We start from the raw sequence: 21,359 nt of genomic DNA, 5'->3' as shown, positions 1-21,359 counted from the left end.
TCTGATGAATAGGGAGCTTGTATAATTACCGTCCAATGACTCCACACAAAAGTATGAAGTGCCCAACAAAGATTGTACCCAAAAATAATTAACTAGTCAAGACCTAGTAACTATAATTCGTCATCGTCTTCAATATCATCTGACATCTCGGTTAACTGACCTTCAATTCCATCAGGCAAGTCCTCTTCATCCTCATCCGCATCATCAATATCATTCAAATCTTTGCTATATTCTTTAAGTTCAGTATTATCGTCCTCGTTCGTATAATCAGTATCCAAATCGTCATCTTCTGGATCATCATTATAATCGATGACGTCATCATCTTCACTTGCATCAGCCATAAACGCATTGACCTTCTTGCGTTTTTTACTCTTTGGCTTGTCAGTCTCTTCATCTTCAGTATGAACAACTGCCTCGTCAATAGAATCATACGGATACCATGAACGCAAGCCCCAAAGATTGTCACCCAAAGAAATAAAGCTACCATCTACATTTAAGTCAGTGTAAAATTGTGAGAGTCTTTCTCTGATTTCTTCATCGCTCTTGCCAAGATATTCTTGCACAGCATTCACCAAATCGGCAAAAGGAGTAACATCCCCTCGTTGACTTAAAATCGTATGTGCAACTTCAATCAATGATAGTTCGCTTCTATTAGCATCCTTGAATTTTTCTAGCTCCAAACGGTACACGTCCCTTCTACAGTCTAAATATTATCATACATTCTTATCCAGTAAATTGCAATCTTATTTTGTACTCTCCAAGAAGTTTGCCACCACTGTACAGCAGGTAGTCAACGCGTACTGCTCCCGCCAAAGGCAGATCACTAATATTGACATTTAATGATGGTGTGACCGTTTCAATCGGAATCTCACCATATGGTGTTCGATAAGTAGCCGATATTCTTTTATTATCTTCAAAAAAGAGCTGCGTCCGCATTGTCTTACTTTTACGTGTCAATTGAATACTACCATCATTATTGATCTTAAAGGTCACAACCGCAGTCTCATTGTTATAGTCTTCAGTGTACCGCAGATAAATTGAATTCCCCATCTGAAATAAGCGACCCTCAAATTTACGATTATATTTACTGACTGTGCCCTCTTGCTTGGTGAAAGTCTGGAGTGTTATTAAAATAGCTGTCCCATTACTCAAAAAATCATCCCTTTTGTCATCGTATTATATCATTTTTCTAAGTCATCCATCATAAACTTACCATTGTGTAATGGGCAAGAAATATTATAATAAGTTATAATTAATATAATTGATTTATCAGTGCATATCAATATAGGAGTTGATTAGTTATCACTGTTTATACAAGTAAGAAATTAAAGAGAGAAAAAGTTTTGCGCGATCCAATTCACAGTTACATCTATGTCCAGCACCAAGTAATTTTGGACCTTATCAACACACGTGAATTTCAGCGGTTACGCAGAATTCGTCAATTAGGAACCGCAAGCAGTACTTTCCACGGTGCAGAACATTCCCGCTTTACTCATTCAGTTGGTGTATACGAAATTACCCGTCAAATCTGCGATAACTTCCAGCGAAACTATCCTTCAAAAAACCCAAGTGATGGTCTTTGGAACGATGATGAGCGCTTAGTTGCTTTGTGTGCCGCGTTGCTCCACGATATTGGTCACGGTCCGTATTCGCATACTTTTGAACATATTTTTGGAACTAATCATGAAGATGTTACCGTTGATATTCTAACCTCGTCTTCTACTGAAGTTAACAAAGTTTTACGAGAAGTTGCCCCTGATTTCCCGGAAAAAGTCGCGAGTGTAATTCAAAAAACCTATCCTAACCCGCAAGTTGTTCAGATGATTTCAAGTCAAATTGACGCCGATCGGATGGATTATCTTCTCAGGGACTCGTATTATACAGGTACTAATTATGGTACCTTTGATTTGCGCAGAATCTTGCGTGTCATGCGCCCGTACAAGAATGGTATTACATTTCATATCAGCGGAATGCATGCGGTCGAAGATTACATCGTAAGTCGCTTTCAGATGTACCAACAGGTTTATTTTCATCCGGTCTCACGCTCCATGGAAGTAATTTTGAATAGATTGTTGCAACGGGCAAAGTTTCTATTTGAAAACAACCAGTTATTGCAAGAAAATCCGCCGCAACTGCTGCTGCCTTTTTTTGAAAATAATTTTTCTGTTGAAGATTACATTCGTCTGGATGATGGAGTTTTAAACACTTATTTTATCCAATGGTCTATGAGTACCGACAAAATACTAAGCGATTTGGCTAGTCGCTTCTTGAACCGCAAGCCATTAAAGTCTGCACGTTTTTCTACTGTTACTAGCCACCAGCTTCCTAAGTTGCGCGAACTGGTTACTGCTGCAGGGTATAATTCAACTTATTATACTGCAACCAATGATAGCTTTGATTTGCCTTATGATGTGTACGCACCTCATCAAAGTAAAAAAATAACACAGATCGAATTATATCAAGATGATGGCTCACTAATTGAGCTTTCAGAAGTTAGCAAGCTCGTTGCTGCAATTACCGGAGAGTTTTCTGGTGATGAGCGTTTCTTCTTTCCAAAAGAAATGCTGACATCTTCAAAACAAATTGATTTGTTTGCACCAATTTATGAGCAATTTCAAGGATATCTAAAAAATGGCTGGTTAATTGAGAAAAAGAATAACTGCTAGAATGAAAGTAATCTGTGTTGGCGAAATCCGACTCAAGCAGGGAATTTTAGTGCTTAGAAAAACTTATATATAGTCAGAAAAAAGAGCAGATCATAATGAAGAACAAGGAGTTGGGCCAAAAGTTAACTTTTAGCCCAGCCCCTTGTTTATTACGAATAAACGTGTTTCATAGGTCAAAATTCTCCATTTAACTCCGACTTACTCATAGCAAAACACTCGCTAAGTTCATAATTTCTTATTAATACTAACTCTTTGCCATCTTTGAACTTTTTTACAAAGTCTGGACACTTTCTTATTTATTATAATATCATAAAATTATTATTTTCTTGTCCTTTAAGCTGCTTCACTAATTTCAGGCCATCCTTAGTTAGAGCTCCAGGAGCTAAGTTCACAAAACTATCTCCAACCCTTCTAGGACTTTTCGTAATTATCTTCGCTGTAAAAAGTAGTAGCTCAATGGTTGCTAACTCCTGTATTCCAATGCCATTTAAAACTGCAAAGTCAATCACCTGATATTCTTTGAGCTCCCCCCCAACTCTAGCAAAAGTCGCCAAGAATTCTAAGAAATCAACCATAAATCCATAGTCTATCAATATTCTTCCTCCTCGTAATATATGTTTATAAGCCATTGGCTATCTATACTTTAAAAAGATAACATTTATCAATGTTTAAAATATTGGCCTTCTTAATTTTTATTTGCCTGCACATGTCTGGTTCTTCATTTATTTTTTTTTCGAAAATTTTTAATACAGCAATCATTTTCTCTAACTGTAATACTTGTTCTTTAATTTTTCGTTTCTTTTTCAAGCTGTCAAGTTCACTCGTGATTGATTCCGAGCGGAGAATATAATTTAGTATTTTTTGATATCTCATCAATGCAAATTTAATATTTAAAGTAGAGGAGATTGTTTTAAAGTTTTCTGGATCTTGACAATTTTCAAGTAAATCAAAGAGTTCAAGATAATGCCATAATTTTATGGTATAGTTCCCGTAATGCCGTTCAAAAGCTTGTTCTTCATTTCTTATATCACTCATTTTCAATAACGCTCTCCTCAAAATCAAGTAATTTATTACATATAAAAGTGTACTATTATCTTGAAAACAAGGGGTTTTTATTTTTTCTACAAAAGCAAAAAAAAGAAACCGTCTATGAAATATATGCAGTTAACACAAATTTCAATACAGCTTCTTTTTTATTGTTTAATACTTATACGGTAATGATAATAGATAATACTATATATGTGACTCCGATAATTAAAGCGCTTTTGCCAAATTTGCTAAAACGTATCGGTTGGTTCTTAATACTCCCAACTTCACGTACATTTATTTTTGCTTGCTGGTACTCGTCATCAGTCTCGTCTTTTTTCTTATGTTTAAACCAGCCAGCCAATAAATGTGCACCTAACAAAATATCTATAATCATTAGGCAAATAGCAACCAATCCTACCAAAAATAAAATGTTGGAAATCAAAACCCTGTCTATACCAATAATGTTTGCAATTACTAACATAATTCCAACTATCTGAATAGCTGTAACACTTTTAAAATAATATTTTTGCTTGATTCGCTCCATCCTGTTTCCATCCACCTAATTAATATTTGTATATTCACCCGTGATTTCATCAGCTTTTTGAACTTTCCCAGTTGTATAATTGTACTTGTACATGCCCTTTAGATTAGAAACATCTACATTGTCCGGACTAGTGTGTCTGATTTCAATCTGGTATGTGTCATCGTCTAATTTCATAACATAATATTGATCCCCTGCCTCTTGTGGAAGTCCAGTTACTGCCCGAAACTTGGTTAAAATTTGCGAATCAGACAATCCCGCTACTACTGATGAAACCTGGCTGTTTGTTGCACTACTAATCGAACTTCCAGTCTGACTGGCATAAGTTGAACTAACAATCTTGGAGCTGCGTGCATTGGTATAGCCACTTGTCGTTGTTGCCTGACTAGTTGATTCAGCTTGAGATGCTGTACTTTGGTTCTGTGCAGCTGCTATTTTTTGCTGATAACTCTTTGCTTTCTCCTGATAGGAAGCCACAGCTTGGTACTTACTAGACAATGCCATTAATGTTTGGTAGCTTCCCCCAGCTTCAGAATACTTTCCAGCATTGTAATATGCTACTGTTTCATTATAATAAATTTTAGCAAGTTTAACGGCTTGATACTCACGCTGTACAACATCAATTTGTTTAACTAGTTTGTCTGGCTCTTTAACTTTAGCTAGCTGCTGTAACTTTTTCTTTGCCTTTGCTAATTTATTCTCAGTTACTGCTCTCTTGGCAGACAGTAACCTACCAAGATTATTATATAGTACCTTAATTTTTTTGTTCTCGGCGTTCTTTGCAATTACTTTTTCTAACTCACTATATGCCTGTTGCGGCGTTCCCTTATCAAGATACTTCAACGCCTCCGTATAGTGAGACTTGACCTGCTTTGTTGTCATTGAAGAACTACTGCTGCTGCTATTATTGCTGTTACCTGCAGAACATCCAACTGCTACAATTGCTAACAAAGTCAATGATACTCCCCAAAAGGTCTTTTTCAATCGTGTCTTCATAATTGCTGCCTCCCTACTAAATATTAATTATTCCCTTCACAAAATTATAACATGGCATGTATCGTTTAGTATCCAACTAGTCTATGATTTCTTTGGATTATTTATTTTATTTGTTTTAAAAACTGTCATTTCAATTGTGACCCAGATGACTAACACAACTGAAATTGCTGCATAGACTACCAACATTGTTTCGCTTGCAAAAATCTTTGAATTTGCGTAATAGCCAAAACTTGCATCTAATTTTGAAATCAAGATGAATAGTGCAAGATTACCTCCAAACATACCAAAGAATACAGTATTAAATGTCATTCCCATAATTTGCAATCCAATATTTCTACCACTTGTTCGTAATTCTTGCGCTGTTTTGCCACCTCCCTGTTCAATTATTTCCTCCATTCCACTTGCGACGGCAATTGCAGCCTCCGCAATCGCACCAAGTGTACTCAAGATTGTCGTTGCAATCGCAATCGAAGCAAAATTAACACCAATCGCAAGATTGAAAGCCTCGATTTCTTCTGACTGTTCATTGCTGAATCCATATATCTGCATCAAATAATTCATCGGAATAATTAGCAACAACATTACTGCTAAAACAAGTAATGTTGATAAAAAAGCCGTATTGGTCTGTGACTCATTATTATTTCCAACATAGATAATAATTGCAAGAATTGATACCCCTGTAAACATCATTACAAAAATAGGTGGAAACCCACCAGCTATCAAGATGACCGTCAAAAAGAGTAACCCAAAATTAATAATTAACGTAAAAAAAGCCGCTAAACCTCTTCTTCCACCGCTCAAAATCAGCAGCACAGCCAAAACAACTATTAAAACGATGATTGTATTCATTCTTTGCTCCTTTCCAGTGACCAAGCGGCGAATAAGCTCGCGGCCGGAATTACTAATGCTATTCCTATTCCGCTAATTACAGCTTGTACTAAGCCTAACGACATCGTCCATGAAAAAGTATAACCAATTGTATTGCCGGTTCTAAAATATAGAACTGCCATTGTAAAAGTCTCGGCAAAAAAGATTAGCAACAACACATTAACCAGCGGGCCCATAATATCTTTACCGACTTCTCTCCCAGATTGGTAGAGCTGTTGAAATGAAACTTCTGGTCGGCTGCGTTTTAATTCAAACAGGGTTGCCACAATATCTGTTGCCGCATCCATAACTGTTCCTAACAACCCAATCAGAGTTGCAGATAAAAATAATTGCTTCGGTTGTTGTGTTGCAAAATCTAGTGCTTCATAATGCATCCCGCTATCCTTTGTTAACCACATTATGCCTACAGAAATAAGCAATGCAATTGCTGTTCCGCTGACAATTGCTGCAAATGTAACTGTAAATTGCCTATTAAGCCCGATAATTATCGCTAATGTAATTGCTGTGAAAATAATTGCGCTGACTGCAAAAATTATAAAAAAATTTGTAATATTCCATGAAACATCAAGTTGCACAATTATCAAGAACAGTACAAAATTAACCAAAACACTTATAATTGTTCTCAGCCCGTCAATCTTCATAATAATAAATAGCAGACATACCATTATCCAACACATCATAAACAAATAAGTATCTCGTTTGTAATTTGTCGGAGTTACTTCAAGTTTTTTATTATCATAATTAAGCGTGACAAAAAGCTGTTGCCCTTTTTGATAATTTTGACTTAATCCCCCAGATGCTGCATATGTATTCTGAAAACTAACTTTTTCTCCTTTTTTCTTGCTATTCAGAAGTATGCCATACACTGTCTGGTCAGTTTTTTTATCATGATTTCCATATTCGTCTGAGGATTTTTTTGTTTTTCCTTGTTCAACCCGGGTAACTTGTAAAATTGACTGCTTGTACAAGAAAGCATCATGGGTTGATATAAAAAAAATTACGATTGCTCCCAAAAGCAAAATAATACATTCAAAAAAAAGCTTTTTCTTCATTTTATACTCTCTTTTCTTATCGCTTTGGATAAAAGATACCATTCATCCCAATTTTTTAAAAGAAACAATCTATTTTCTTAAAAGAAAAAAGACAATTTGAAAACTTTGCTTTTACTCGCTATAATTTACATTAAATAACCCATGAGGATGGCACATATTTTATGAATAACACAAAAAAAGTTTTAAAACTTCTGTCAGATTCATCTGATTACCTTTCCGGTGAAAAAATCGCAAGTGCAGTTGGTATCTCACGGACAGCAGTCTGGAAAATTGTTAAAAATCTGCAAGACCTGGGTTATCCAATCAAAAGCAAGATGCATTCTGGTTATTACTATGAAGACAATAATCAACTTAATGAATTTATTATCAAGAAAAGCTTACCCGCTTATCTTAAAACGGTGACTTTTGAACTTCACGATTCTCTTAATTCAACTAATAGCAGAGCAAAGGAAATCAGTGTAAATCAAACTACTGAACAACCTTTGGTAATCATCAGTGATCAGCAGACTAGTGGTTATGGTCGCTATGGCCGCTCCTTTACCTCGCCTAGTAAAACTGGAATTTATATGAGTATTTTGCTAAAGACCCAATCAGAAAAACTAAACCCCGGATTATTGACAACAGCCACTGCACTAGCCGTAGCACGCACAATTGAAAAAAAACTGGGAGTTAATACTCAAATAAAATGGGTAAACGATGTATTAGTTAAGCAAAAGAAAGTTGTCGGAATACTGACCGAAGCAGTTAGTGATATTGAAAGTGGATCTATCAACCAAGTAATTATTGGTATTGGAATCAACTACCTCTCTGATATTTCTATTTTCCCCGCTGAGATTCAAAAACGCGTCGGTACTTTGCAAGAATACGCTGAACGTAATCACGTATCTCGTAACTATTTCATTGCACAGCTATTATCCGAATTTTTCTCATTATATTCAGATTATCAAACAGGTGACTTTATAGAGGAGTATAAAGAAAAATCATATCTCATTGGAAAAAAAGTCACCATTACTCAAGGACAAGAAAAAATTAATGGGATTGCTGCCGATATTGATAAAGCAGGGCGGCTTATTTTACAAGATGGAACCACCCTTTACTCTGGTGAGGTTACAAAAGTACGATTAGCTTAAAAAAGTATCTCAAAAATTGAAAATCGTCATCCACCAATTTATAGTGAATGACGACGGCCAATCTTGGGATACTTTTTTATTATCAAACTATTCATGTTGCTCTCTTAACATCTTTGCCTTGTGTAAATATGGGCCATAAGGCAGTATACTTATGCTCTTTGACTTTAGGGGCGGAGAATGTGTTGCCCTTTAGTATTTGAACACAAGCTACTGGCTTATAGCCCATATCGTTAATTAACTATTTTTTTAACTTTGCTGCAGCTGCTTCATCAACAATCACAGTCACATTTGCATGCCTCTGCAAGACACTTGCAGGACATTCTTCAGTCACAGGTCCTTCAATCATTTTGGCGACTGCCACAGCTTTATTTTCTCCAAAAGCCTCTAATATTATGCTCTTGGATTTCATTATTGACCCAATTCCCATCGAATATGCGTACTTAGGTACATCTTTTTCATTCTCAAAGAAACGCGCGTTTGCCTCAATTGTCGAAGGAGTTAAAGCAACTTTATGGGTTGTCAAATCAAAACTTGAACCTGGTTCATTGAATCCAATATGACCATTGCGTCCAATTCCCAACAACTGCAAATCAATCGGATTAGCAGCAATCACTTGATCATATCGCTTAACTTCTTCCTCCGGATCTACCGCACTGCCTTCTGGTAAATAGGACTTTTTGAATGGCTTAAACTCAAATAAGTTTTTTTCCATATAATAACGGTAACTTTGCTCATCTGTTGGTTTCAAACCGACATACTCATCAAGATTAACGGAAATACAATTCGAAAAATCAATCTTGCTTTTTACGAGATACTGATAGGTCGTCACAGGTGTGCTTCCAGTTGCTAATCCAAATACTTTTGCACCACTTGCACATGCATCACAAAAGAGTTCGCTTGCTTTCTTCCCGCCTGCTATACTATCTTTAACAACAATAATATTCATTTAACTTACCTCCATTTAATGGTATAGCCCTATTATAATTGGGCTATACCAAAAAAGCAAGCAACTAAAAAAAGTAAGTTAACCTTATTTACTTTGTAATCTTAACACATCTGTAAGCGCTTGTAAACGTTTATAAGTCATTTTAAGCATTTGATTGTAAAAAAGATATTTTTTTTCTTTTATTAAGCGCAAAACCTCTAATTGAGAGGCTGGTTCAAAAGTCTCCCTCTAGCTTCAAATTACTCATAACAAAGTACTCATTACATTCATAGTTTCAAGTTAGTGCTCAAATTTTCCCGACTTTGTTCTGCCTTAAATCAGAGCTACTTCACTAATCAAATATCCAATTTGCGATGTTTCAACGATGGCAGTACCTTTCGATCAGCCAATCCAATAAAATATCCTTGAAACAAAAGTGAAAATATCGTACCAACATTAACGGCAAAAAGCTCCTTATCATTAATTGCCGTGATAATAATGGCAAAAATCGGGATAAAAAAAGATACCAACTGTGCGATAACTGAATTCCCTTTGAAAAATTTAAAACGAATAATCTGCATCATATCATCACAGGGATGCAATATTAAATTCACTCTCTGATAAATTGAAATTGCAGTAGCAACACAGACTATACCTGCACAATCTAACACAACTCTAATTGTTAATGGTAAATTCCCAATTCCTAGTAAGATAAGCCCTTGTGATAACAGTCCCACAAGATATGCAAAAGAAAACATAAAGATCAGATATCCTGTAATCCGACTGAATGAAATTTTCCCAACTAGAATCAAGTTTACAATAACGGCAAAAAAGCCTTCCAATACAAGAACAATACTTAATGGAATTAAAGTCGCGTGTGCAATATTAACTGCTGCTGCAGTCCACAATGCACTCCCTAGATTTAATGAAACTGTTAATGCATTTCCAAAACTATTTAAGACAATTGAAAAAATAAAATATCCAATCATCAAAGGAGTGTCCCGATGATAAGCATGTATAATTGATTGTTTTTCCATGATTACTGTGTAATTACCTCACTAATATTATGTTTGTATCCACAAAGTATCTTACTTTATCCTCTCCCATACTTCAATCCCTTCTAGCAAGAAGTAAATATCTATTCTTGTTTATTATTAATAACGCGTTTAAAATGATTGAAAAAAGAAAGATTGTGACAAGATGAATACTCCTGATATAAAGATTAGATTAGTAACGTTGGCAGATGCACCTGCACTTTTACATATTTATCAGTACTATGTTCAGCAAACTGCAATTACATTCGAATATGATACTCCTACTATCGAAGAATTTGAAAAGCGAATACGTAATATCTCTCTTAGGTATCCTTATCTAGTAGCCTATGCAGATAATAAAATACTAGGTTTTGCATATCTAAGCTCATTCCATCCGCGTGCTGCATATATTTGGTCCGCTGAAATCTCAATTTATCTGTCTCATGATGTACAACATCATGGAATTGGCACCCTACTATACAATGAACTTGAAAAAATAGCCGCTGCACAAAATATTTTAAATATTAATGCCTGCATAAGTTTACCCAAAACTACCGATACACATCTCCCCATGACAAGTATTTATTTCCATAAAAAAAATGGTTTTAAGAAAGTTGCTCACTTCCACAATGTCGGATACAAATTCAATACTTGGTTTGATATGATCTGGATGGAAAAAAGCAACAATATTCATCCATCACCCATGACCCCCTTTATTCCCTATCCCCAAATTAAGAAAGACTTCTTCGCTTAATACTTAATTATTACAAATTACCTTGCAAGTGCTACAATAAAAATATAATAAAGCAGGGAGGTTATCTAATGAGTGAAAACGTTTTATTTAATCAGGGACAAATAATTTCAAGTAAATATGATTTTAGCAAAGCATATCTTTCAGCAGAGCTTTTTAAGAAAGAGGACAGTAACGGACCTGCACCATCCGCTAATCAACCAGAAATAATTACATTAAGTGATGGAAATGAAATTCCATTGATTGGTTTTGGAACATATACATTGACTGGTGGAGCTGGTGTCAATATAATGATGCAGGCCTTATCAACTGGCTATCGTGCACTTGACTCGGCTGTTAATTATGGAAATGAAGGCGCTGTTGGAGAAGTTATTCGTAGAACTAGTTTAAATCGTGAAGATTTATTCATAACTTCCAAGTTACCAGGGCGTCATCAAAAATTTGATGAGGCAATCACAACTATTCAGGAATCTTTATTTAGAATGCATCTCGATTATTTCGATCTCTACCTAATTCATTGGCCAAATCCACTTGAAGACCATTACGTGGAAGCATGGCAAGCTTTAATTAAGGCACAAAAGATGGGGCTCATTCGTTCAATTGGTGTTTCCAACTTTCTTCCAGAACATTTAGAAAAGCTTGAAAAAGAGACTGGTGTATTACCAGTGGTAAATCAAATTGAACTCCATCCTTATTGGTCTCAACCTGAACAGCGCAAATTCGATAAAGATCATGGTATCTTCACTCAAGCCTGGAGCCCACTCGGACGGGCAAATACTGTTTTACAGGATGGAACTATTCAAAAAATTGCTCAGATTCATAATAAATCAATCGCACAAATTATTCTGCGTTGGGAACTTCAACTTGGTGTAGGTATCATTCCAAAATCAAGTTCGTCAAAGCGGCAATTTGAGAATCTGGATCTCTTTAATTTTGAATTATCTACTGAAGAAGTTTCTTCAATATCGGCACTTGATAAACCTAATGGACGGACAAACAACCAAGACCCTGCTGTATATCAGGAGTTTTAAGATTAAAATATCAATGTTTATGCAATTGATATTTTCTTGTCACCTTGGAACTGGGGCTGGGTCAAAAGTTAAATTTTGATCTAGTTTCTCGATATTATTACGAGTAAACGGGTTTCATAAGTCAAAATTCTCCGTCTAACTTCGAATCACTCATAGCAACTATATTCGTAATTTCTAGTTGGGCTTCAAATTTCCCGACTTTGTTCTGCCTATAAAACTGTACTGAACCATACACAAAAAGTGTCTCACAATCATTAGATTCTTTGTCTAATAATTATGAGGCACTTCTTTTAATTTGGCTCTTTTCTCGATTACGTATGAAATTATTATAATAATTCTAAATATTATGGTACCGATTTTTGAATAGTGGGCTTACCGATCTATTCTCATGGATTCGTGTAATCGCATCCCCAATCAAGGCTCCAACAGAAACCTGAATCAACTTATCAATATGTTTTTCTTCAGGCAACTTAATTGAATCAGTAACTACCAACTTCTTAATAGGTGAGTTCTCAATTCGTTCGATAGCTGGGCCTGAAAGCACTGGGTGTGTGGCACATGCGTACACCTCAGTTGCTCCAGCGTCCTTCAGAGCTTGGGCGGCTAAAGTAATTGTTCCAGCGGTATCAATCATATCATCAATCAAAATACATTTCTTACCATCAACTGATCCAATAATGTTCATAATCTCAGCCACATTAGCTCTAGGCCGACGCTTATCAATGATGGCAATTGGTGCTTTTAGGAATTCGGCTAGCTTACGTGCCCTTGAAACACCACCATGATCAGGCGAAACGACGACGGCATCTTTTTCAAGACCATTCGTCAAAAAATAATCTGCTAATAATGGAGCTCCCATTAGATGGTCCACAGGAATATCAAAGAATCCCTGAATTTGAGCTGCATGTAAGTCTAGTGCAACAACACGCGTAGCACCTGCCTTAACTAACATATCAGCAACTAACTTGGCAGTAATTGGTTCGCGCGGCCTTGCCTTACGATCTTGTCTTGCGTAACCATAATAAGGGATTACAACATTAATCACAGACGCACTAGCACGTTTAAGTGCATCAATCATGATTAACAATTCCATCAAGTTATCGTTGACTGGGGCTGAAGTCGATTGAATTATAAAGACCTCATCACCGCGAATACTTTCTTCAATATTAATGCGAATCTCACCGTCACTAAAACGGTCAACAGATGTTTTACCTAAAGTTACACCAACAGCAGCAGCAATTTTTTCTGCTAAGGGCTTGTTAGAATTCAAAGCAAATATTTTAAGCTTCGGATCAGCATATTGTTCAGACATGATAGCCTCCATTTTTCTATTTCTCTATAACAATACTATTCATTTCTTGCAATAAAATCAAGATTAATTAATGGATTTATCATCAATTATTTTTATGCATCCTCACTTTCAGCCTTTTCAGCGGCATTCGCAACTGGATAACGATCAAAATAACCCTTTTTGTTCACTTGTCTTCCACGAGCAATTGCCATATCGTGTGAGGAAACGTCATTTGTAATTGTCGAACCAGCAGCAACATACGCATGATCAGCGATTTCAAGTGGTGCAATCAGATTAGAACCACTTCCGATGAAAGAATAATCTCCCACATTAGTATGGTGCTTATTGATTCCATCATAATTTACAAAAACCGTCTCGCAGCCAACATTTATATTTTTTCCTAAAGTAGCATCCCCCACATAGGTCAAATGTCCAACCTTTGTGTTCTCACCGATCTGTGCCTTCTTAACTTCAACAAAGTTGCCAATGTGAACATTCTTGCCGATCTCAGCAGCGGGCCTGAGATGACTATATGGTCCAATGTTGCTACCCTCCGACATTGATGCTTCTTCTAACAATGAAGCAGTCACGGTTACATTATTGCTAATCACTGTATCCCGAATTTCGGAATGTGCTCCAATAAAACAATCTTCTCCAATAACTGTTTTTCCCTTCAAAATAACCCCTGGTTCGATTACTGTATCTCTACCAATTTTTACATCAACATCAATATATGTTGTTTGTGGATCAACTAGTGTCACTCCATTTTTCATATGTGTTTCATTAATACGCTGTCTCAACAACTTATTTGCCTGGGCAAGAGCAACTCGATCATTAACACCCATCGATTCATCAAAGTTTTTCATCTTATAAGCAGCTACTACTTTACCAGCATTCTTGAAGATTTCCATAACATCTGTCAAGTAATACTCTCCCTGAACATTATCATTTTTTATCTTGTGCAAGGCTGCAAATAATTGCCTATTGTCAAAGCAGTACACTCCAGTATTGATCTCTGTAATTGCAGTTTCTTTTTCGTTTGCATCCTTTTGTTCAACGATCTTCTCTACAATTCCCAGCTCATTGCGTACAATTCTCCCATAGCCAAATGGATTTGGTGCTTCAGCTGTCAAAACAGTTGCGACAGCACCTTTTTGTTCATGGTATTCAAATAACTCAGAAAATGTTTGTGCTGTAAACAATGGCGTATCACCACATACAATTAATGTAACTCCATCTTTATCCTTTAATAATTCCTCGGCTTGCAATACTGCATGTCCTGTTCCCAATTGATCGGCCTGAAGCGCATATTCAGTCCGTTTTCCCAATTTTTTCTTTACATCCTTTGCTCCATGCCCAATAATTGTAACAATTTCATCCATCTTATTTTCTTCAACCTGCGTCAACACATGCTCAACCATTGCTTTACCGCAAACTGGATGTAACACCTTGTACAACTTAGATTTCATTCTTGTTCCTTGCCCCGCAGCAAGAATCACTGCAAACTTTGAAGTCATCTTAAAATCTCCTCTAAATTAAACCAAATTTTCTCTATAATCATAACCTAAGTGACATAAAGCGTGCAACTACTCTTACCCATTAAATCATTAATGCTTGCATCTTGTGCGTTCTTTTATAATAAAAAAGTTCTGGAAGAATCAGCTTTCACTAATTTCTACCAAAACTAAGCTTTGAATTATTAAGCACTAATCAATTTATTTTGCTGCGTTATCAAAAACTTTTTCAAGATAGTTACCTGCACTAACATGAATCGTCTTGTCCAGTGTATTCACTTTATCGACTTTCAGTAATGATGTATATTCATCAATCATTCTGTGTCCTTCGAAGGTGGCTTCAGCAAATACTGTAATCCCTACTAATTCAGATTCGAACTCTTCAATCATGCTCTTCATTCCATTAACGGTCCCGCCGCCCTTCATGAAGTCGTCAACAACTAAGACATGAGAACCTCTCTTCAAACTTCGCTTGGATAATTCCATCTTTTCAATGCGTTCACTTGACCCCGACACATAATTAACAGAAACGGTTGAACCCTCTGTAATTTTCGAATCGCGCCGTAAGATTACAAATGGAACATTCAAGTAACTCGAAACACTTTGCGCAATTGGAACACCCTTAGTTGCAACCGTCATAACAGCGTCAATCTGCTTGTCAAGATACTGACGAGCAATTACACGCCCAACTTGACGTAAAACATCCGGCCTGCCTAGCAAGTCAGAAAGATATACATATCCTCCAGGCAAAAGACGATCTTGCTCTGACATTTCGGTTGTCATAGATCCAATAAACTCGCGGCATTCTTCTTCACTGATAGATGGAATAAATCTCGCACCCCCTGCGGCTCCAGGAATTGTTTCCAGAATACCAATTCCGCGACTCTTAAATGTTCGTTTCACAATTGCCAAATCTTCACTGATTGATGATTTTGCAGATTCATAGCGTTCAGCAAAATATGTTAAAGAAATTAGTGTATGCGGTCGTTCAAGCAAAAAACGAGTCATATCGATTAAGCGATCGCTTCTTCTTGTCTTCACTCTTTTTTCCCCCTATTTATGCTCTTCCTTAAGAGCTGTGTCCTAAAAAATAATCTATTCAACATTATAAATCATTTTACGTGATTTGAATAGTTTTTTTGTTATTTTTATCAAAATTGTTCGCATTTAATGTCAAATTTTAATTATTATGCCAACTATAATTAGTTACTATTCATTATTTTCTAACATTCGGCTTTAGTGTTCCTTATCTTTTGACACATCCAAGTATCTGCTTCAAAAGAATAAAGAGATATCATGCTAGATAGAAAATCTTACACCCTGGAATGCGCATTGATGTATAAATAAAAAAGCTAAGTCAAAATTTTGACCCAGCTTTTTTTAATTTCATACATATACGTTTCTGATATGCAGTTTTCTAATTTTCTTTCCAACTATTTAATATCCAACAACACATCTTCTGGTCTAATCCACCTCAATTTTTCAACGAAAATATGACGTGAAATATAAGCCAATAGTACAGGTAAGATTACAAAAATCAGCACTAAGATAATAATACTCATTATGTTTTTATTCATTCCCGCATATGCTGCCATTGGTCCAATTAATCCACTGAAGCCAAAGCCTGCACTCATCGAATTACCACCAATGTGTAAAATTGCTCCAATAAAGCCCATAATACCTGCATTGATGCAGACTGGCAAAAATAACAATGGTTTCTTTAACATATTGCCCATCTGAATCTTGGGTGATCCAATAAAGTGTGCAAAACTTGTTCCAATCGGATTCACAGAACTTCCATAAACAGCCAACATAAAGCTCCCAGCTGTAATTCCCAAGTTGGCCGATCCTGAACCAATCCCAGCTAGTCCAATTGCAGTTGCAATTCCAACAGAACTAATTGGCGATACAATTAAGACTGCAAAACAAATTCCCATTAATGTTCCCATTAGTAACGGTTGTAGACTGGTTATATGGCTAATCATTAACCCGATTGTCGTTGCAATCATTTTAACATACGGTAAAACGGCCATTCCAATTCCTCCAGCGATTACAATCACCAGTAAAGGCAGTAATAGCATGGTAAAGTCCTTTAGACGATCACCAATCAATAATGCAATCCAAACAGCAAGTGCGATTGTTAATCCAGTGTTGATAATATCCCCCGTCCCCTTTAAGATGAAAGTTCCATTACCTGCCTGCATTACCCCTGAACCGACCATTGCTGCAATTGCGACCGCAGAAATCTGAATAGGATTGAGTTTGAAGTATAAGGACACACAGACACCTGTAATGATAGGAAGCAGACTCATTGCAAAGCTTGTCATCATAATAATTGTGGTTGCGTAGGGGAAAAAGCCCTTGATAGCCGTCATTAACTGTCCTACTAATGCCGATGGAATCAGGGCAACTACGACCCCTAGACTAATCCCATTTAAAATATTCATTGTGTACTCTTTACCAGAAATTCTTGCTTCCATTTCTATCCACTCACCCTCTGTTTTTAAGATACTAGGTGTTCACTTCTCTCACCTTTAAGAATTGCTACTACATCATCTAAACTAATATCTACCATATTTTTGACTGCAATATTTGTAAAGAAACCGACATGCGGAGTCAAAATTACATTTTTCATCTCGCGTAATTTAATAAGTTGCTGACTTGGCAGCTCTTTATCTTGCAGATTGAAATTAAAGAAGTTCTCTTCACCTGTCAGTGTGTCGAGTGCAGCTCCCGCTATTTCTTTTTGCTCAAGTGCCTCTATTAGCGCATCTGTGTCCACAACAGGCCCACGACATTCGTTTACTAAATATGCTGTTTGCTTCATCAATGCTAACTCATCTTTACCTATTAGTTTTACTGTTGAAGTATTTAAGTCGACATGTAAGCAAATTACATCAGCATTTTGCAAAACTTCTTCTTTACTCATATAAGTGACAAAAGGTTTCAGTTCTTCTCGTTCAACTAAGTCATGTGCAATCACTTTGGCTCCCAAGGCAGCAAATATCTTGGCCGTTGTTCCGCCAATTCGCCCAGCACCGATAATTCCTACTGTAAGTGAATGAATTTCAGTTGCCTGCAATCCTGCCCATCTAAAATCTTGTCTCGCCGCCCTTTCATCAAAGAACTCCAATTTACGAATTAATCTCATCGTATGTGCTAGTGCTAATTCTGCTACTGATCGTGGGGAATAGGCTGGCACATTGGTAATCGTAAGACCATTTTTCTTAGCTGCTGCAAGATCAATTACATCAAAGCCGGCTGTTCTTGTCGTAATTTGTTTTATTCCAGCTGCTTTTAGTGCTGGATAAACTTCGTCCTCGACTTTGCTTCGTTGCTGAATAACAATTCCGTCATAACCATCTAATTCAGAGACACGGTCTGGATGAAGTTCCCAATCAACGGTATCAACTTTAATGTTGTTTCTTTCCGACCAACTTTTAATAGCGGCTTCTTCATCATCTCTAACGCTCATCATCAAAATTTTCAAACTTAGTCCTCCTTATTTTCCTTGACATATACTGCCAAGCGTTCCATTGCTTCTATAATGTCTTCCATGCTTGCTGCATAACTGATTCTAATATAACCCTCACCGCCAGGTCCGAAGCTGCTGCCACTAATAACAGCTACCTTTCCTTTTTCAGCTAGGTCATAAATTAACTTCTTATCATCTTGAATCAGACCTTCTGGAATCTTAGCGAATAGATAAAATGCTCCATCCGGCTGTGCACATTCAAATCCAAGTCCCGTTAATTTGTCAAAGAGGTAATCTCTGCGTTTTTGATATTCCTTTTTCATTATCGAGCCATCATCGAAACCATTTGCAAATGCTTCGGCTGCCGCCTTTTGTGTCATCGTTGCCGTCGTAGTAATCGTAAATTGATGTACTTTACCCAATTCTGCTGTAATCTCTTTTGGGGCACACATTACACCAATTCTCCAACCTGTCATCGCATGGGACTTAGAGACTCCATTGAGGAGAATTGTTTGTTCGCGCAAGCTGTGAACTAGCGATGCATGTTTGCCTTTGTAGTTAATCTCACTGTAAATCTCATCACAAATTGCAAAAATCGGTTTATTTCTCAAGACCTCAGCCAATCCATCAAGTTCTTCTTGTGTATATGTAACCCCGGTTGGATTAGAGGGATAATTCAATACAACTGCCTTAACGGCAGTTCCGTTTTTCTTGAGTGCTGCCTCTAAATCTGCTGGTGTTAATTTGAAACCAGTCTTAGATGTATTTACAAAAATTGGTGTTGCTTGATTCAAGATTGTAATTGCAATATATAATGGAAAAATTGGTGTTGGAATAATTACTTTGTCGCCTGGATTAAGAATTGATGTGAGAGCAGTATAAATTGCTTCTGTTGCTCCATTTGTCACAATAATTTCACTTGCAGGATCGTAGTGCTGATCATACTTTGCAGAAAGAAAATGCGCTGTTGCCTCCAACAGCTCTGGTATTCCGTTAGAGGGTGCATAATGGCTTTGATTAGCTTCAATACTCTTGATTGCAGCTTGCTTAATATGTTCTGGTGTAGCAAAATCCGGTTCCCCCATTGTGAATTTGATTATTCCTGGAATTTTTGAAGCAAACTCATCAAATGAACGTATATCTGATGGCTGTAACAATGCAAGTTCCTTCTTCATGCTTTTTACAAGTGGTTCCATATTAAAAACATCCTTTCTATGTGACTGGTCTTCTAAAATATTTGTAAACAACGTTAAAAGCCTGCAGACTCAATTCATAAGTCTGCAGGCTTGGGTTTTAGGCATTATCCTTTTTCTTGCTTCAGGCCAGACAGACTCTTTAATTGACATCTGTGTGGCTTTGCTAAAAACTACTAGCAAAATAACTCTTATCTTCCTCACAGGTGCATAACACTTTACCTACGTGTCTGCACCCGATCTATTAATCAGTTACAAACACTCGTGAAAAAAATAAAAGTAATAGTAAGTATTCAATTGTACAAGCTTATTAGAATTAATCATAATTAAAATCCCCTTAAAATTGAATAAGTAAAATATAGCTTACTTAACAATTACTGTCAACCATTTTTACATGATTTTCAAATATTATTTTAATTTATATTTTCGGATTTTAGTTTTAATAACAATATACTTTTTGCTTTTTATGAATATATTCGTTTTTAAAAGCATATATATTCATAAAATGGCTTTTTTGAGCTTTTTTTTAAATATTATTGCATTTTAAGTATATTGGTGTTAAAGTTTAATCAATCAAAGATAATCAAAAATCAGGAGGACTATAAAATGGATAAAGAAAAAGTTGTTTTAGCATATTCAGGTGGCCTTGATACTTCCGTCGCAATTGCATGGTTGAAAGACAAAGGCTATGATGTCATCGCTTGCTGTATTGATGTCGGTGAAGGCAAGGATTTAGTTAAAATTAAGCAAAAGGGATTCGAAGTCGGCGCAATCGAGTCAATCACAATTGATGCAAAAGAAGAATTTGCACAAGAATATGCCTTAATTGCACTTCAAGGACATACCTATTATGAGAACAAGTACCCATTAATATCCGCACTTTCTCGTCCTCTGATTGTTAAAAAACTAGTATCTGTTGCTAAAGAATATGGGGCAACTGCAATTGCTCATGGTTGCACTGGTAAAGGTAACGACCAAGTCCGTTTTGAGGTTGGAATCCATGCACTTGCACCAGAAATGAAAATCGAAGATCCAATTAGAGAATGGCACTGGTCTCGTGAAGAAGAAATTCAGTATGCTGAAGATAATAAGATCCCTGTTCCTATCAATAAAAAAAGTCCTTATTCAATTGACGAGAACTTATGGGGCAGAGCAAATGAGTGTGGAATATTAGAAGATCCTTGGGCTAGTGCACCAGAAGATGCTTACGACCGGACAGTCGCTTTAGAAGATGCTCCAGATACTGCAACCACGATTGAAATTACGTTTGAAAATGGTGTTCCCACAGAACTAGATGGTAAATTCTATCCACTTTCAGAATTAATCATGAATCTAGATAAGATTGCTGGAGCACACGGAATTGGAAGAATCGATCATATTGAAAATCGTCTGGTAGGTATCAAGTCTCGTGAAGTTTATGAATGCCCAGCTGCGACAGTCTTGCTGAAAGCTCATAAGGACCTAGAAGACTTGACTTCAGAGCGTGATCTTGCCCATTTTAAACCAGTTATTGAACAAAAATTGAGTGAAATTATCTATAATGGGTTATGGTTCTCGCCGATTATGCCTGCTCTAACTGCTTTCCTAAAAGAATCACAAAAAAATGTTTCAGGCACGGTTCGAGTTAAATTATTCAAAGGAAATGCAATTTGCATGGGGCGTAAATCACCAAATTCCCTTTATGATAAAAATCTTGCAACATATACTTCTGCTGATGAATTTGATCAAGCTGCTGCTGCTGGTTTCATCAAATTATGGGGACTACCCTCTCAAGTATATGCACAAGTACAGCAAAAAAATGAAGAAACTGAAATATCAGCAATTCCTAGCGAGGTTAAGTAAT

At 36.5% G+C, this 21,359-nt stretch carries 21 protein-coding genes; 5 read left to right on the top strand and 16 right to left on the bottom strand.

Annotated elements, in window-relative coordinates; translation table 11 throughout:
- Positions 1-110: 110 nt before the first annotated feature.
- Together rpoE and ABF682_RS09390 are read right to left on the bottom strand one after the other, a co-directional pair.
- Positions 111-680, bottom strand: coding sequence for a DNA-directed RNA polymerase subunit delta (gene rpoE / locus ABF682_RS09395; protein WP_289980349.1), 570 nt, complete (start codon positions 678-680; stop codon positions 111-113).
- Positions 681-723: 43 nt separating this feature from the next.
- The gene (locus ABF682_RS09390; RefSeq protein WP_415619638.1) at positions 724-1,152 is read right to left on the bottom strand and encodes a DUF1934 domain-containing protein; all 429 of its coding nucleotides are present in this window, start codon (positions 1,150-1,152) and stop codon (positions 724-726) included.
- A gap of 149 nt (positions 1,153-1,301) precedes the next feature.
- On the opposite strand from ABF682_RS09390, the gene ABF682_RS09385 reads away from it, so the two are divergent.
- Complete coding sequence (locus ABF682_RS09385) at positions 1,302-2,666, top strand: HD domain-containing protein (RefSeq protein WP_415619646.1); 1,365 nt, start codon at positions 1,302-1,304, stop codon at positions 2,664-2,666.
- A 299-nt stretch (positions 2,667-2,965) separates the two neighbouring features.
- Here the strand turns inward: ABF682_RS09385 and ABF682_RS09380 are convergent, their stop codons facing one another.
- The 6 genes from ABF682_RS09380 to ABF682_RS09355 all read right to left on the bottom strand — a co-directional run bounded on the left by ABF682_RS09380 (position 2,966) and on the right by ABF682_RS09355 (position 7,172).
- Positions 2,966-3,259 carry a hypothetical protein gene (locus ABF682_RS09380; RefSeq protein ID WP_415619637.1) on the bottom strand — a complete coding sequence of 98 codons (294 nt, stop codon included), beginning with the start codon at positions 3,257-3,259 and terminating at the stop codon, positions 2,966-2,968.
- A gap of 43 nt (positions 3,260-3,302) precedes the next feature.
- Positions 3,303-3,701, bottom strand: coding sequence for a hypothetical protein (locus ABF682_RS09375; protein WP_289980353.1), 399 nt, complete (start codon positions 3,699-3,701; stop codon positions 3,303-3,305).
- 172 nt (positions 3,702-3,873) lie between these two features.
- On the bottom strand, positions 3,874-4,239 hold the full coding sequence (locus ABF682_RS09370; protein WP_415619636.1) for a DUF3899 domain-containing protein: 366 nt from the start codon (positions 4,237-4,239) through the stop codon (positions 3,874-3,876).
- Positions 4,240-4,254: 15 nt separating this feature from the next.
- Entirely contained in the window at positions 4,255-5,232 is a 978-nt protein-coding gene (locus tag ABF682_RS09365) for a tetratricopeptide repeat protein (protein ID WP_415619635.1), read from the bottom strand.
- Between the two features lie 81 nt (positions 5,233-5,313).
- Entirely contained in the window at positions 5,314-6,081 is a 768-nt protein-coding gene (locus ABF682_RS09360) for a YibE/F family protein (protein WP_415619634.1), read from the bottom strand.
- Positions 6,078-7,172, bottom strand: coding sequence for a YibE/F family protein (locus ABF682_RS09355; RefSeq protein WP_289980357.1), 1,095 nt, complete (start codon positions 7,170-7,172; stop codon positions 6,078-6,080). Before ABF682_RS09355 ends, ABF682_RS09360 begins: the two co-directional genes overlap by 4 nt.
- Positions 7,173-7,333: 161 nt before the next feature.
- On the opposite strand from ABF682_RS09355, the gene ABF682_RS09350 reads away from it, so the two are divergent.
- Complete coding sequence (locus ABF682_RS09350) at positions 7,334-8,302, top strand: biotin--[acetyl-CoA-carboxylase] ligase (RefSeq protein ID WP_289980358.1); 969 nt, start codon at positions 7,334-7,336, stop codon at positions 8,300-8,302.
- 238 nt (positions 8,303-8,540) lie between these two features.
- Here the strand turns inward: ABF682_RS09350 and ABF682_RS09345 are convergent, their stop codons facing one another.
- Positions 8,541-9,248 (bottom strand): glucosamine-6-phosphate deaminase, encoded by a 708-nt coding sequence (locus ABF682_RS09345; protein WP_289980361.1) that lies wholly within the window; start codon positions 9,246-9,248, stop codon positions 8,541-8,543.
- 335 nt (positions 9,249-9,583) lie between these two features.
- On the bottom strand, positions 9,584-10,264 hold the full coding sequence (locus ABF682_RS09340) for a hypothetical protein (protein ID WP_289980363.1): 681 nt from the start codon (positions 10,262-10,264) through the stop codon (positions 9,584-9,586).
- Between the two features lie 163 nt (positions 10,265-10,427).
- On the opposite strand from ABF682_RS09340, the gene ABF682_RS09335 reads away from it, so the two are divergent.
- Both ABF682_RS09335 and ABF682_RS09330 read left to right on the top strand, forming a co-directional pair.
- A complete protein-coding gene (locus tag ABF682_RS09335) occupies positions 10,428-11,015 on the top strand; it encodes a GNAT family N-acetyltransferase (protein WP_415619633.1) in 588 nt (195 codons plus the stop codon).
- Positions 11,016-11,083: 68 nt separating this feature from the next.
- A complete protein-coding gene (locus tag ABF682_RS09330; protein WP_415619632.1) occupies positions 11,084-12,043 on the top strand; it encodes an aldo/keto reductase in 960 nt (319 codons plus the stop codon).
- Between the two features lie 337 nt (positions 12,044-12,380).
- Here the strand turns inward: ABF682_RS09330 and ABF682_RS09325 are convergent, their stop codons facing one another.
- The 6 genes from ABF682_RS09325 to ABF682_RS09300 all read right to left on the bottom strand — a co-directional run bounded on the left by ABF682_RS09325 (position 12,381) and on the right by ABF682_RS09300 (position 19,519).
- Positions 12,381-13,355, bottom strand: coding sequence for a ribose-phosphate diphosphokinase (locus ABF682_RS09325; protein WP_289980371.1), 975 nt, complete (start codon positions 13,353-13,355; stop codon positions 12,381-12,383).
- Between the two features lie 92 nt (positions 13,356-13,447).
- On the bottom strand, positions 13,448-14,851 hold the full coding sequence (glmU, locus tag ABF682_RS09320) for a bifunctional UDP-N-acetylglucosamine diphosphorylase/glucosamine-1-phosphate N-acetyltransferase GlmU (protein WP_289980372.1): 1,404 nt from the start codon (positions 14,849-14,851) through the stop codon (positions 13,448-13,450).
- A 198-nt stretch (positions 14,852-15,049) separates the two neighbouring features.
- Positions 15,050-15,889, bottom strand: coding sequence for a pur operon repressor (purR, locus tag ABF682_RS09315; RefSeq protein WP_289980375.1), 840 nt, complete (start codon positions 15,887-15,889; stop codon positions 15,050-15,052).
- Between the two features lie 392 nt (positions 15,890-16,281).
- A complete protein-coding gene (locus tag ABF682_RS09310) occupies positions 16,282-17,328 on the bottom strand; it encodes a PTS transporter subunit IIC (protein ID WP_415619631.1) in 1,047 nt (348 codons plus the stop codon).
- A gap of 23 nt (positions 17,329-17,351) precedes the next feature.
- Positions 17,352-18,338, bottom strand: a complete 987-nt coding sequence (locus tag ABF682_RS09305; protein ID WP_415619630.1) for a D-2-hydroxyacid dehydrogenase — start codon at positions 18,336-18,338, stop codon at positions 17,352-17,354.
- Positions 18,339-18,340: 2 nt separating this feature from the next.
- The gene (locus tag ABF682_RS09300) at positions 18,341-19,519 is read right to left on the bottom strand and encodes an aminotransferase class I/II-fold pyridoxal phosphate-dependent enzyme (protein ID WP_415619629.1); all 1,179 of its coding nucleotides are present in this window, start codon (positions 19,517-19,519) and stop codon (positions 18,341-18,343) included.
- A 603-nt stretch (positions 19,520-20,122) separates the two neighbouring features.
- Here ABF682_RS09300 and ABF682_RS09295 point away from each other — a divergent pair.
- The gene (locus ABF682_RS09295) at positions 20,123-21,358 is read left to right on the top strand and encodes an argininosuccinate synthase (RefSeq protein ID WP_289980380.1); all 1,236 of its coding nucleotides are present in this window, start codon (positions 20,123-20,125) and stop codon (positions 21,356-21,358) included.
- The last annotated feature ends 1 nt before the right edge of the window (position 21,359 follow it).

The organism is Liquorilactobacillus sp., assembly GCF_047719775.1.
Taxonomy (GTDB): Bacteria; Bacillota; Bacilli; order Lactobacillales; family Lactobacillaceae; genus Liquorilactobacillus.
This window is presented reverse-complemented; position numbering and strand designations above follow the sequence as displayed.